Annotated in this window: 12 protein-coding genes; 11 read left to right on the top strand and 1 reads right to left on the bottom strand. The window is 40.2% G+C overall.

All coding sequences use genetic code 11. The features are described from left to right. Position 1 precedes the first annotated feature (1 nt). From ACIQZI_RS17745 to ACIQZI_RS17700, 11 genes are all read left to right on the top strand, one after another. Positions 2-862, top strand: a complete 861-nt coding sequence (locus ACIQZI_RS17745; protein WP_403075487.1) for a MetQ/NlpA family ABC transporter substrate-binding protein — start codon at positions 2-4, stop codon at positions 860-862. Positions 863-1,222: 360 nt separating this feature from the next. Next, positions 1,223-1,375 carry a YuzK family famiily protein gene (locus ACIQZI_RS24310; RefSeq protein WP_483878424.1) on the top strand — a complete coding sequence of 51 codons (153 nt, stop codon included), beginning with the start codon at positions 1,223-1,225 and terminating at the stop codon, positions 1,373-1,375. A gap of 447 nt (positions 1,376-1,822) precedes the next feature. Continuing rightward, positions 1,823-2,608, top strand: a complete 786-nt coding sequence (gene sufC, locus ACIQZI_RS17740; RefSeq protein WP_062185846.1) for a Fe-S cluster assembly ATPase SufC — start codon at positions 1,823-1,825, stop codon at positions 2,606-2,608. Positions 2,609-2,623: 15 nt separating this feature from the next. Beyond that, positions 2,624-3,931 carry a Fe-S cluster assembly protein SufD gene (gene sufD, locus ACIQZI_RS17735; RefSeq protein ID WP_403075484.1) on the top strand — a complete coding sequence of 436 codons (1,308 nt, stop codon included), beginning with the start codon at positions 2,624-2,626 and terminating at the stop codon, positions 3,929-3,931. Next, positions 3,931-5,160 carry a cysteine desulfurase gene (locus tag ACIQZI_RS17730; RefSeq protein WP_062185851.1) on the top strand — a complete coding sequence of 410 codons (1,230 nt, stop codon included), beginning with the start codon at positions 3,931-3,933 and terminating at the stop codon, positions 5,158-5,160. Before sufD ends, ACIQZI_RS17730 begins: the two co-directional genes overlap by 1 nt. Continuing rightward, entirely contained in the window at positions 5,150-5,578 is a 429-nt protein-coding gene (gene sufU, locus ACIQZI_RS17725; RefSeq protein ID WP_062185853.1) for a Fe-S cluster assembly sulfur transfer protein SufU, read from the top strand. Before ACIQZI_RS17730 ends, sufU begins: the two co-directional genes overlap by 11 nt. 183 nt (positions 5,579-5,761) lie before the next feature. Next, the gene (gene sufB / locus ACIQZI_RS17720; protein WP_062185855.1) at positions 5,762-7,159 is read left to right on the top strand and encodes a Fe-S cluster assembly protein SufB; all 1,398 of its coding nucleotides are present in this window, start codon (positions 5,762-5,764) and stop codon (positions 7,157-7,159) included. Positions 7,160-7,572: 413 nt separating this feature from the next. Then, positions 7,573-8,421 carry a DUF72 domain-containing protein gene (locus ACIQZI_RS17715; RefSeq protein ID WP_403075480.1) on the top strand — a complete coding sequence of 283 codons (849 nt, stop codon included), beginning with the start codon at positions 7,573-7,575 and terminating at the stop codon, positions 8,419-8,421. 179 nt (positions 8,422-8,600) lie between these two features. Beyond that, positions 8,601-9,983: a bifunctional metallophosphatase/5'-nucleotidase gene (locus tag ACIQZI_RS17710; protein WP_403075474.1), complete on the top strand. Its 1,383-nt coding sequence runs from the start codon at positions 8,601-8,603 to the stop codon at positions 9,981-9,983. A 60-nt stretch (positions 9,984-10,043) separates the two neighbouring features. Continuing rightward, the gene (locus tag ACIQZI_RS17705) at positions 10,044-10,346 is read left to right on the top strand and encodes a YunC family protein (RefSeq protein ID WP_062186045.1); all 303 of its coding nucleotides are present in this window, start codon (positions 10,044-10,046) and stop codon (positions 10,344-10,346) included. Positions 10,347-11,072: 726 nt separating this feature from the next. After that, entirely contained in the window at positions 11,073-12,161 is a 1,089-nt protein-coding gene (locus ACIQZI_RS17700; RefSeq protein ID WP_403075471.1) for an HD-GYP domain-containing protein, read from the top strand. 340 nt (positions 12,162-12,501) lie between these two features. Here the strand turns inward: ACIQZI_RS17700 and ACIQZI_RS17695 are convergent, their stop codons facing one another. Then, positions 12,502-13,455, bottom strand: coding sequence for a M23 family metallopeptidase (locus ACIQZI_RS17695; protein ID WP_403076191.1), 954 nt, complete (start codon positions 13,453-13,455; stop codon positions 12,502-12,504). Between the last annotated feature and the right edge of the window lie 95 nt (positions 13,456-13,550).

The raw sequence follows: 13,550 nt of genomic DNA, 5'->3' as shown, positions 1-13,550 counted from the left end.
AATGAAGAAGAAAAAATGGTTATCAACATTAGCAATTACTTCCGCGTTATTATTAGGTCTTACTGCATGTGGTTCTGCCAATAATGAAAAGGAAAGTGGCAATGGTTCTGCAGGTTCAGCTGATGAATCAACTACACTTGTAGTCGGTGCTTCAAATATTCCACACGCGGAGATTCTTGAACAAGCAAAACCCATTCTAAAAGAAAAAGGAATCGATCTTGACATTAAAGTTTTCTCAGATTTTATTTTGCCAAATAAAGCATTGGCTGGAAAAGAAATTGATGCGAATTTCTTCCAACATTTACCGTATTTAGAAGAGGCGAATGCGGATGAGGGCTATGATTTGGTTAATGCTGGCGCCGTGCACATTGAGCCAATTGGGATTTATTCAAAAAAGTATAAAAGTTTAGATGAAATCCCTAAAGGCGGAAAAATTATTATGCGTGATGCTGTATCAGATGAAGGAAGAATTCTTTCTATTTTCCAAGAACATGGTTTGATCAAGTTAAAAGAAGGCGTAAATAAAACAAAAGCAACGATCAATGATATTGTTGAAAATCCGAAGAAACTTGTATTCCAACCTAATATTGAAGCGGCATTGCTTCCACAAGTCTTTAAAAATGGCGAAGGAGACGCTGTAGTAATCAATGCAAACTATGCATTAGATGCTGGACTTGATCCGATCAATGATCCAATTGCAGTTGAGTCAGCAAAAGATAATCCGTACGTAAATATTATTGCCGTTCGTGCTGGTGATGAGAAACGTGAAGACATTAAAGCATTAGTAGACGTTCTCCACTCAAAAGAAATTCAAGATTTCATTACTGAAACGTATAAAGGAGCAGTTATACCTGCTGAATAAATATTGTGAAGAAGGGTGTCCCAAACAAAAGGGTCAAGCCTCGACTACTAATATACAATTTAAAGTAAGTGGGCTAAATCACTTATAAACTGTTGTTAGAGTAGGGGCGAGATCATTGGGACACCCTTCTTCTCTTTTGTGAATTTTGCAAATGGAATGTCGGAGGATATACATATCACATAGCAATGGTCCGTAATAGCAAGGATATTAGTTGTATTCCTAAGCTGATCAAGTGTAATCGACTCTGTGCCAAGTATATGGATTTTGAAAAGTAAATTGCTAAGATGTTACACTAAAATCCAATAAAAAATGGAAGGATGATTCATTATCAACTCTCTAGAGTTAACCGTAACGAGCGAAATGGAAAAAGCGATGCAACAATCACATGGGATAGGCTACAGTGAGTATAGCAGGCGATTGGATGTGCGACTCCAGGTCGAGGAACGAAGAGAGAGGGATTATGAAGAAGGCAACCGAATCGTGAATAATCTGCAGCGCCAGATTTATTCATAATTCCATTTGAATAGACAGGCAAAAGATCGGCCGAAGTTCATTTAATGGACTTCGGCCGATCTTTTTTTTGATTGCTGTGGTAAACATTATTGTTGAGAAAATGATGAGGGTGTCCCATAGCGAAAGGGCAGACTCTTGGGAATAGCCTGATCAACCACCTTTACATAGTCTTCATTATAATAACTTTATCAGAATCGAATCATTGTTTCTTTTCATGGGAAAAATAATGGGATGCCTGTAGGGAATTTCTAGGGACGGGCTTTACTTGCATTGTGGATTGGAAAATACTATCCTTATAGTAGAAAAGCTTCTTAATTAGTTGCTTACAGTTTAAATTTGATATAAGATTATAATGAGAATAAAGTGAGAATCATTTTAACGGTCATAGAAAAGAAGGTATCTTACTTTCTAGCTATAAAATAGGATTTAGATCACGGAGGTATTACTATGTCAGGTTCAACATTAACGGTTAAAGATCTTCATGTTTCAATTGAAGGAAAAGAAATTTTAAAAGGTGTTAACCTTGAAGTTAAAGGTGGAGAAATCCATGCAATCATGGGACCTAATGGAACAGGTAAGTCTACACTTTCTTCAGCAATCATGGGCCACCCTAAATATGAAGTAACTAGCGGAAGCATTACATTTGACGGCAAAGACGTTCTTGAAATGGAAGTTGACGAACGTGCCCAAGCTGGTCTTTTCCTTGCTATGCAATATCCAAGTGAAATCAGCGGTGTAACAAACGCAGACTTCCTTCGTTCAGCAATTAACGCACGCCGCGAAGAAGGCGATGAAATTTCATTAATGAAATTCATTCGCAAAATGGATGAGAAAATGGATTTCCTTGAAATGGATCAAGATATGGCGCAACGTTACTTAAATGAAGGATTCTCAGGCGGAGAGAAAAAACGTAATGAAATTCTACAATTAATGATGATTGAACCAAAAATTGCAATCCTTGACGAAATTGACTCAGGGTTAGATATTGACGCTCTTAAAGTCGTATCAAAAGGGATCAATGATATGCGTGGCGAAGATTTCGGTTGCTTGATCATCACTCACTATCAACGTCTATTGAATTATATCACTCCTGATTTCGTTCACGTTATGATGCAAGGACGTGTTGTTAAATCAGGCGGTCCTGAGCTTGCACAACGCCTTGAAGCAGAAGGATACGAGTGGATTAAAGAAGAATTAGGCATTGAAGACGAAACTGTTGGCCAAGAAGCGTAAGTAGGAGGATTTGTCATGACTACCGAAACAAAATTACCAGTTGAACAAGAGTATATCAGCTCTTATTCGCAACAAAACAACGAACCAGCTTGGCTGACAGAACTTCGAGTTCATGCATTTACAGGACTGGAAAATCTGCCGATGCCAAGACCTGATAAAACAAAAATAGATAAATGGAATTTCACATCTTTCAAATCTCATACTGTTGAGAGTGAAGCATTCACTTCATTGAATGACCTTCCAGAAGCTGTGAAATCGCTTGTTGATTTAGAAGAAAGCAAAAACTTATATATCCAACGCAATAATACGCCTGCATTTTTTAGATTGTCTGAAGAGTTGAAGGCAGAAGGTGTTATCTTTACAGATATCTTCACAGCAGTACGCGACCATGGAGAACTTGTACAAAAATACTTCATGAAAGACGGTGTAAATGCTGATGAGCATCGCCTTGTGTCATTCCATGCTGCGTTAATGAACGGTGGAGCGTTTTTATATGTTCCGAAAAATGTTGAGATAAAAGAGCCGATTCAAACTATTTTCTTAGTAGATCATGCAGATGCTACATTATTCAACCATGTATTAATTGTAGCGGATGACAATAGCTTAGTAACGTATGTTGAAAACTACATTTCTACAGTAGAATCAGCATCTGGAATTGCGAACATTGTGACAGAAGTCATTGCTAATGCGAATGCGAAAGTTACGTATGGAGCTGTTGATACACTTTCTTCAGGGTTTACTACGTATGTGAACCGACGCGGTGTAGCAGGTCGTGATGCTCGAATTGAGTGGGCGCTTGGATTAATGAATGATGGCAACACTATTTCTGATAACACAACGTATTTAATGGGTGATGGTTCATTCGGAGATACGAAATCAGTTGTCGTTGGTCGCGGAGAACAAAAGCAGAACTTCACAACGCAAATTATTCATTATGGAAAACGCTCTGAAGGATATATTCTGAAGCACGGCGTAATGAAAGATGCTGCACAGACCATTTTCAATGGTATTGGGAAAATCGAACACGGAGCGACAAAAGCGAATGCAGAGCAGGAATCACGTGTGTTGATGCTTAGTGAAAAAGCTCGTGGAGATGCGAACCCAATTTTGCTTATTGAAGAAGATGACGTAACGGCAGGACATGCTGCATCAGTTGGTCGAGTAGATCCGCTGCAATTATACTACTTAATGAGCAGAGGAATTCCAAAGACTGAAGCAGAACGCTTGGTCATTCATGGCTTCCTTGCACCGGTCGTAAATGTTCTTCCAATTGAAGGCGTTAAGAAGCAACTAGTTGAGGTTATTGAAAGGAAAGTTAGATAATGAATCCATACGAAATTCGTAAGCTTTTCCCAATTTTAGATCAAGAAGTTAATGATCAGCCTCTAGTTTATCTCGATAGTGCTGCAACTTCCCAAAAGCCAAGCGCAGTGATTCAATCCATTGAAGATTACTACCGCGGCTACAACTCCAATGTACACCGCGGAGTTCATACACTTGGAACAAAAGCTACGGATGCGTATGAAGGAGCCCGTGAAAAGGTTCGCAAATTCATTAATGCCTCTGCGATGGAAGAAATTATTTTTACAAGAGGCACAACGACTTCTTTAAACATAGTAGCGAAAAGCTATGGTGGCGCCAATCTATCTGAAGGTGACGAGATTGTCATTTCTTATATGGAACACCATAGTAACATCATTCCATGGCAGCAGATCGCCAAGCAGACTGGAGCGGTTCTCAAGTATGTACCGCTCACACCTGATGGAACAATCTCGTTAGCTGACGTAAAAGCAACGATAACAGATGCAACGAAGATTGTTTCGATTGTGCATGTTTCGAATGTATTGGGCGTGATTAACCCGATTAAAGAAATTGCTCAGATTGCTCATCAGCATGGAGCGATTATGGTGGTGGACGGTGCCCAAAGTACACCACATGTAAAAGTAGATGTTCAAGATTTAGATTGTGACTTTTTTGCTTTCTCAGGTCATAAGATGGTCGGACCGACTGGTATCGGCGTATTATATGGTAAGAAAGAGCTTCTCGAGAAAATGGAACCGGTCGAATTCGGCGGTGAGATGATTGATTTTGTAGGCCTATATGAATCTACATGGAAAGAGCTCCCTTGGAAATTTGAAGGGGGTACCCCGATTATCGCTGGTGCCATTGGTCTAGGAGCAGCTATTGACTTTCTTACTGAAATTGGCTTAGAAAATATTGAAGCACATGAGCATCACTTGGCTGCCTATGCACTAGAAAAGATGGCAGAGATTGAAGGGATAACTATCTATGGCCCGCTTGATCCAATGAAGCGTGCTGGAGTAATAACCTTTAATGTTGCTGATGTTCATCCACATGATTTAGCAACTGTTCTCGATATGGATGGAATTGCCATTCGTGCAGGTCATCACTGTGCACAGCCATTGATGAAATGGCTCGATGTATCAGCAACGGCTCGTGCCAGTTTCTACCTGTATAACACCGAAGAAGATATTGATAAGCTTGTAAAAGGGCTTGTCAAAACAAAGGAGTATTTCAGTAATGTCCTTTAATAACTTAGATACACTTTATCGTCAAGTCATTATGGATCATTATAAAAAGCCACGTAATAAAGGCGTTTTGGAAGATGGAAACTTAACCATTGATATGAATAACCCGACATGCGGCGACCGAATCCGTTTGACTTTGAAAGTGGAAGATGGGAAAGTTACCGATACGAAGTTTGAAGGTGAAGGATGTTCGATTTCAATGAGTTCAGCTTCGATGATGACTCAGGCGATAAAAGGGAAAGATATTGAAACAGCACTCAACCTTTCAAAAACATTTTCCGAAATGATTCAAGGGAAAGAATATGATGATACTCTAGACCTTGGTGATATTGAAGCTCTTCAAGGAGTTTCGAAGTTTCCTGCTAGAATCAAGTGTGCAACATTAGCTTGGAAGGCGATGGAAAAGGGCTTGAAGGAATAAAGTGAAATAAATCGAGACCTGACAGATTGTGTATGTGCACTAGCCTTTTCTAGATCATTATTTGTTTGAAGAAGGAAATTGCAGTCTGTTAAAATAAACACAGTGAGTAAGAAGCTGTCTCAAACGTAGGGTCAGACTCTAATGAGACAGCCTCTGCCATTTTGAAATGGAGGAAAACGAGCTATGGCTAAGAAAATGCCTGATATCGGTGATTATAAATATGGCTTTGCGGATAGAGACGTATCGATTTTTCGGTCAAAACGTGGTTTGACAAAAGAAATCGTCGAAGAAATCTCTCGTATGAAAGAAGAACCGCAATGGATGCTTGATTTCCGATTAAAGTCATTGGAGATTTTTTACAATATGCCGATGCCTCAATGGGGCGGCGACTTAAACAGCTTGAATTTCGATGAAATTACGTATTACGTAAAACCGTCTGAGAAATCTGAGAAATCTTGGGATGAAGTTCCTGATGAAATTAAACAAACGTTTGATAAGTTAGGGATTCCTGAAGCCGAGCAAAAGTATTTAGCTGGGGTTTCGGCTCAATATGAATCAGAGGTTGTTTACCATAACATGAAGCAAGATCTTGAAGACATGGGCATTGTTTTTAAAGATACAGATTCAGCACTTAAAGAAAATGAAGATATTTTCCGCGAGTATTTTGGAAAAACAATTCCGCCATCTGATAATAAATTTTCTGCTCTAAACTCAGCAGTTTGGTCTGGTGGATCGTTCATTTATGTACCTAAAGGCATCAAAGTAGATACACCACTACAAGCTTATTTCCGAATCAATTCAGAAAACATGGGACAATTCGAACGTACGCTAATCATCGTTGACGAAGGCGCAAGCGTTCACTATGTTGAAGGTTGTACAGCACCAGTTTACACAACAAACTCTCTTCATAGTGCGGTTGTTGAAATCATCATCAAGAAAGATGCTTACTGTCGTTATACAACAATTCAAAACTGGGCGAACAACGTATTCAACCTAGTTACGAAGCGAGCAGTATGTGATGCGAATGCGACGATGGAATGGATTGATGGCAACATTGGTTCTAAATTAACGATGAAATACCCTGCTGTTATTCTTAAAGGAGAAGGCGCACGAGGTATGACATTATCGATTGCAATCGCAGGTAAAGGACAGCACCAAGATGCAGGAGCGAAAATGTTACACTTGGCACCGAATACATCTTCTACTATTGTATCCAAATCAATCTCGAAACAAGGCGGAAAAGTAACGTACCGTGGTATTGTTCACTTTGGACGTAAAGCGGAAGGTGCTCGTTCAAACATCGAGTGTGATACGTTAATTATGGATAATAGTTCAACTTCTGATACGATTCCATACAATGAAATTTTAAATGACAATATTTCTTTAGAGCATGAAGCGAAGGTTTCTAAAGTATCAGAAGAGCAATTATTCTATCTGATGAGCCGCGGAATCTCTGAGCAAGAAGCTACAGAAATGATCGTTATGGGCTTCATTGAACCGTTCACAAAAGAACTGCCAATGGAATACGCCGTAGAAATGAACCGCTTGATTAAGTTTGAAATGGAAGGTTCAATCGGATAACACACCCTAAACACCACCAAACCTGCCGATTCACTCGGCAGGTTTTTCTTTCGGGAAATAAAGTGAAACTTCAATTAGTGGGGGTTTTTCTTTATCCCCCACTAATTGTTAGTCCCGTTCTACGGTCGCTAAAATCGCAGCAAACGCTTCGATCAATCGACAGTAATGAATCACAGACTAAAGTGCGCCGCGTCCTGCGGCAACGTCTGTGAGGCCCACTTCCTGTGGGCCTCAACTATACCTTTGAAACCACAAAGGTAAGTTTCTCTGTATCTTACCAATCGGGCTTTTACGGACAGTTGTCCCCCACCTATGCTTCTTCGATTCCTCTAATCTTTGAGGTGGGGGGCTTACTGCCCGTTAATGCGGGATAAACTGGGAAATGGGGTCTGACCCCTAAAAGGAGGGGTTCGATGATTTATATTGGTGTGACTGGTTGGGGGGATCATGATCGTTTGTATGGCGATGGGGTTTCGAAGCGTGATCGGCTTCGGGAATATGGGGCGCATTTTCCGACGGTCGAGGTCGATTCGTCGTTTTATGCGGTGCAGCCTAAGCGGAATAGTGATAAATGGGTCACTGAGACTCCTAATTCCTTTCAGTTTGTTGTGAAAGCTTATCAAGGGATGACAGGGCATTTGCGCGGGGAAAATCGCTATGAGACTAAAAAGCAAATGTTTGATGCGTTTCACGCTTCTCTGGAGTCTTATCAAAAAGCGAATAAACTCGGAATGGTCCTATTTCAGTTTCCACCTTGGTTTGAATGTAAACGTGAAAATGTGAATTACTTACGCTGGTGCAAAGCGGAAATGGGTGAGGTTCCCGTTGCTCTAGAATTTCGCAATCAAAGTTGGTTTGCGCCAGGGATGTCTGATAAGACACTCACGTTTTTGGAAGAAGAAGGGTGGATTCATACAGTCTGTGATGAGCCTCAGGCAGGAACTGGTTCGGTACCACTTGTTCTCGCAACGACTAATCAAACAAAAGCACTTGTTCGTTTTCACGGTCGAAATGTCCATGGCTGGCAAAAGGCAAGCGGCGGACAAAATTGGCGTGAAGTCCGCTATTTATATCGCTATAATCAAGAAGAATTGCAACAATGGGTAAGTAGGCTCAGAAAACTTGAAGAAACGGCTAAAGATGTGTATGTTTTATTTAATAATAATTCAGGTGGAGACGCGGCAGGTAACGCGAAACAAATGATTGACTTGCTCGGAATTGAGTATGGTGGATTAGCCCCTAAACAGCTGGATTTATTTTGAATGAAAAGTTTAAATTGCCCACATATAATGAATTTTAAAGTCATGCACGGCGTGAACATATTCAAGTTCTATCTTACTTTCCTAAGAAAATAGAGCATATCTTTAGAGAAAGCAAGCAATAGACAACAGTGGGTTTTAAATTGTTCGAAGGGATATTTAGATACATAGGGGGAAAAACATTGTCAGAGATCATCCATTTATATCATACAAATGATGTCCATAGCCATTTTGAAAATTGGCCTCGTATCGCTCACTTTTTACAAAAAAGAAAAAATATTCACAAAGAGACTGGCGAAGACACGCTCCTACTGGACATTGGTGACCATGTTGATCGGTGGCATCCCTATACAGAAGGGACACTTGGTAAAGGAAATGTACGTTTGCTGAATGACTCAGGCTATCAATACGTGACGATTGGGAATAACGAAGGCATTACGCTTCCACATGAAGCGTTGTCCGCTCTTTATGATCAAGCATCATTTAAAGTTCTAGTAGCCAATTTATATAATGAAAAGGGAATTCGTCCAGATTGGGCGCATCCATATTTCATCCATACTACCAATCATGGGACAAAAATCGCTTTAATTGGAATCACTGCCTATTTTCAAAAATTTTACGAAACTTTAGGCTGGTATCTTAATGAGCCTTTTGATGAATTAAAAAAGCAGCTTCAAGCAATTCATAATCAAGCGGATTTGGTTGTCGTCCTTTCCCATTTAGGCATTCATGACGATGAAAGAATGGCAGAAGAATTTCCTGAAGTGGATGTGATTCTTGGTGCCCATACCCATCATGTTCTTCACCACGGAAGAATGATAGGGAACTCGCTTCTATGCGGGGCTGGGAAGTACGGGCAATTTGTCGGTCATGTTGAGATCAAGTTGGATGCCAAGAAAAAAATAATGAATAAAGCAGCGCGATTATATGATACAAATGAGTTGGAAGAAGCACCGAACGAGGAGCAATGGGTTTTGAACTTACATGATGCCGGCGGGGTGAAGCTTGAAGAAGTGGTAACAACACTATTAGAACCCATTGAAAATGACTGGTTCAAACCATCGCCTCTACCAAAGTTACTTTGTGAATCATTAAAAGACTGGACAAGAGCAGACTGCGCTTTTCTCAATGCTGGACTTCTTCTGGAAGCATTGCCGAAAGGGCCTGTGACAAAAGGGGATATTCATCGGGTTTGTCCACATCCTATTAATCCTTGTGTGATTCAATTAAATGGGGCAGAATTGAAAGAAATACTTTTACAATCCAAAGATGAAGAATGGCCACATATTCAGATAAAAGGATTAGGCTTTAGAGGGACAATCATGGGCATGATGGTGTATGAAGGAATTGATTTTGTAAGGAATGATGAAGGGCTTATAAAAAAAGTCATGATCAATGGAAATGAATTACAATCTGATCAAACGTATAAACTCGCGATTCCTGATATGTTTACGTTTGGTCACTTTTTTCCGCAAATACAGCGGACAGAAGCAAAAGAATATTTCATGCCAGAATTTCTGCGAGATCTTCTAGGTTGGAAATTAGTAAAGAATAATCTTGGATAATAACACATAATGGCTCTTTTATTCATACAGTATGATGAATGAAAGGGGGCGATTACATTGATGAATGTAACTCCTATTACCATAGCGGGTAAGACATTTATCGGCATTTCTGTAGCCTTGCCAAAAACAGACTTACTGGCTGTTGCTTCAGAAACCGGATATATCATGTGTGGTGCGCTAGATGTAGCCCTGCTTAATGAAAAACTGAGTGCCCGCAAAATTGTTGCTGGCCGAGCGACAGGTGTACGTACAATTGAACAGCTGCTTACGGCACCATTAGAATCGGTAACGCTAGAGGCAGAAAGATTAGGAATTTCCATTGGCATGAAGGGTAGCGATGCTTTACTGCTCATGCATGGGTGATATATATAGTAGTGTGAAAGAGGGCGACTAAAAAGGGCCTAACTCCTACAAAATGATCTGTATTAGGATGGAGACACATTCTTCTAATACTAGATCTTGCAGTACGGAGTCTAACCCTTGTTTTTAGTCGACCTTTTCTATTTGTAAAAGATAAACAAAAATTTAGAAAGTTACTTTAAAAAACTGGATGTATGACCGATAAAAAACAATATGGATTATAAAGTGAAACTTCAATCAATGAGGTTTTACTGCCCCGTTAATGCGGGATAAAGTAAGAATAAGTGACCTAAGTAAAGGGTGCCTAATGAATGAATAGATAATACATGATTCTTTGTATGAAGGACATGGGGACGGGGCTTGGCAACTTGCTAGTATGGCCAATCTATTGATCCCGCTTTAACGGGCAGTAAGACCCCCGACCTCAAGGCTTAGAGGAATCGAAGAAGCGTAAGGTGGGGACAACTGCCTGTAAAAGCCCGATTGGTTCAACTAACAATCAGTGGGGGATGAAGAACCCCCCACTGACTGAAGTTTCACTTTATCAGGTATACTAATTTTATCGAGAAAGCATCCACAATTCCGGCTCCGCACCGCCACCATTGAGATTAGGTGAGTGTAGTGTGCTTCATGATATATCCTTCATAGTAAATGGTGGTGCTTTAACGCCATATTAGTTTTGGATGAAAATTTCAATGGTTCAGTTATAGAGAGGATATAGAATATGTTATGAGGTTACTAAAAACGCAAGCGTTAAAGCCAGGTATGCGGCTGGGTAAAAGTATTTTTAATGACCGGGGAACGATTCTGCTTGGCGAAGGCTGTGAAATATCCGACAAAATCAAACAAAGATTACTCTCATTGGATGTTTCTTTCGTTTATGTTCAAGATGAGCGAACCAAGGATATTAAAGCGGAATCTACCATCTCCAACGAATTGAGGAGAAGTACTGTTAAGACCATTGAGACTATTTTTCTTGATGTTAGGTCGATGAATATACATGAACGTTCGTTTGTCATTGAAGGAGCAACACAACGATTTAGTCAATTACTCGAAGACATTATTACCGAAATCAAAAGTAGCAAGCGACTTTTGACATTGCTTGCTGATGTATATATTCACGATGATTATATCTTTACCCACTCCATGAATGTGACATTGTATACTTTAGCGATTGCTAAGGAGATGAAAATGAAGCCTAAGCAAATGACAATGCTCGGTCTGGGGGCGATTCTTCATGATGTTGGAAAAATGCTGGTATCCCCAGACATATTAAAAAAGCCAGCTGCATTATCGGAAGAAGAATATTCCATGATCAAACAACATTCGGAATATGGGTTTCAACTGCTTAGAAAAATTCATTCAGTCCCACTTTTAGTTGCTCATTGCGCATATCAGCATCATGAGCGGTTGGATGGTTCAGGATACCCTCGTGGATTATGTGCAGACAATATCCATTATTTTGCTAAGATTATTGCTGTTGCAGATGTATTTGATGCAATCACGTCCAATCGAATATATCGACAGGCGATGCTCCCACATGAAGCCCTAGAAATTTTGTATGCAGGCTCTGGCACTCAATTTGAAACAAAGATTATTGAAGCATTTCGGCGTTCCGTTACGATTTATCCAGATGGCTTAACCGTACAATTGAACGATGGGCGAAAGGGAGTCGTCTCATCGCAAAATGTCGGATTAAGTGATCGACCCATTCTCCTAATCATTGAAGAAAATGGTATAGAACTTGAACATACATACACCTGTAATCTAAAAGACCATAATCATTTGTTGATCACGAGCTGTTTAGTAGATGAATGATGGGAAGTGTGGGACAAGTACTTAGTAAGAAATAGAGTGGTGGGCGGCTTTATCCCGAATTAACGAGCAGTAAGCCCCTGACCTTAAGGATTAGAGGAATCAAAGAAGCGTAGGTCGGGCCCAACTGATTAAAGCTTCTCTTTATCTGACGTTTCCGCTATTGTTCTTGTTTATCCTAAGTATTTGATCCTTGAATTTGTCTATCGACATCCAGCGCAAGCAGCCCCCTTTTATTCATAAGATGAACAATCCGATGGGGAGTAGTAACCTATTTTTCTATCTAGATTGCTCATCTTTTACTTGTGGAAGTTCCTTGATTTGTGCTTGCAATTCTGTGTTTTTACTTTGAAAGTTCTTTGCGTTCCCATACACGTAGATGTGGTGTTGGGTCAAAGCTCCATTCGATTTTTCCGTTATCTTTGTACATCCCGAAATGAAGATGGGGAGGGAACTTTCCGGAAGTTCCTGGAGGACCGTAGCCTGTGCTACCTACGCCGCCAATCACTTGCCCGGGTTCAACGATATCGCCAACCTTGATTCCATCTTTAAAGCCATTTAGATGAGCGAAGTAATGATACGTATTATTAATATCACGAATACCAATTCGCCATCCTCCGTATTTATTCCAGCCTTTCATTTCAACAATCCCGAAGCACGTAGCGCGTACCGGTAAACTATAGTTGGCAAAGATATCTGTCCCTTCATGGGTTCTTCGCCCACCCCACCCCCGCGCAACTCCCCATGTACTGCGATAGGTGTAATTTGTCTTTACTGGGACAGGAAATGCTTTTTCTTGTAAATCAATTCGATTAAATTTCTTAAATAACTTTGCATTACCCATTATGATTCCGACGGACTTATCTCTTTTATAAAAGTTCCACAATCCAATTCGAATGTTATCTTCATCTGTTCCGTACGCCAATAGATGAGTAGCGAATGTAAATAATAGGTCTTCATCATTCGTGAGATCGGCAACATTATCCCCATTTCCGTCTTTTCCTATCCCGTTGAATACTGAGATGGAAAATGGATTCGTGTCAGCTTGGTTTGGATTTAAGGCTCCACTCCATTGGGCCGGATTTATTTGAATGGAGATGTTCCCCTTTACAGATTTTTCATCATTTCTTGCCAGCCGGATGCTACGTTCATATTGATCGGCAGCAGCAAGATAATACCAGGGGATTTGGACAGCAGTCTCCATATTTTTAAATAACTCTAACCGCTTTTCCAACACTTCCTTTTCTGAAGCTGCTGTCGATGAAGCAGCAGAGTGGCCCCCAGGAAAACTGAACATGGAAAGCAACAGAAATGGTAGCAAGATTTTATGCTTCACTTTCTAATTCTCCCTTCTGATGATAATGAATATCGTTAGTTTGCTGAAATATTAGA

Source organism: Peribacillus sp. NPDC096379 (genome assembly GCF_044762875.1).
Lineage (GTDB): Bacteria > Bacillota > Bacilli > Bacillales > DSM-1321 > Peribacillus.
This window is presented reverse-complemented; position numbering and strand designations above follow the sequence as displayed.

What these genes read in the sequence shown, in the direction of transcription:
- ACIQZI_RS24310 (WP_483878424.1), top strand. Translation starts at nt 1,223, where the DNA reads ATGGAAAAAGCGATGCAACAATCACATGGGATAGGCTACAGTGAGTAT.
- sufD (WP_403075484.1), top strand. Translation starts at nt 2,624, where the DNA reads ATGACTACCGAAACAAAATTACCAGTTGAACAAGAGTATATCAGCTCT.
- ACIQZI_RS17705 (WP_062186045.1), top strand. Translation starts at nt 10,044, where the DNA reads ATGAATGTAACTCCTATTACCATAGCGGGTAAGACATTTATCGGCATT.
- ACIQZI_RS17695 (WP_403076191.1), bottom strand. Translation starts at nt 13,455, where the DNA reads ATGTTCAGTTTTCCTGGGGGCCACTCTGCTGCTTCATCGACAGCAGCT.
- sufU (WP_062185853.1), top strand. Translation starts at nt 5,150, where the DNA reads ATGTCCTTTAATAACTTAGATACACTTTATCGTCAAGTCATTATGGAT.
- sufC (WP_062185846.1), top strand. Translation starts at nt 1,823, where the DNA reads ATGTCAGGTTCAACATTAACGGTTAAAGATCTTCATGTTTCAATTGAA.
- ACIQZI_RS17715 (WP_403075480.1), top strand. Translation starts at nt 7,573, where the DNA reads ATGATTTATATTGGTGTGACTGGTTGGGGGGATCATGATCGTTTGTAT.
- ACIQZI_RS17700 (WP_403075471.1), top strand. Translation starts at nt 11,073, where the DNA reads ATGAGGTTACTAAAAACGCAAGCGTTAAAGCCAGGTATGCGGCTGGGT.
- sufB (WP_062185855.1), top strand. Translation starts at nt 5,762, where the DNA reads ATGGCTAAGAAAATGCCTGATATCGGTGATTATAAATATGGCTTTGCG.
- ACIQZI_RS17745 (WP_403075487.1), top strand. Translation starts at nt 2, where the DNA reads ATGAAGAAGAAAAAATGGTTATCAACATTAGCAATTACTTCCGCGTTA.
- ACIQZI_RS17730 (WP_062185851.1), top strand. Translation starts at nt 3,931, where the DNA reads ATGAATCCATACGAAATTCGTAAGCTTTTCCCAATTTTAGATCAAGAA.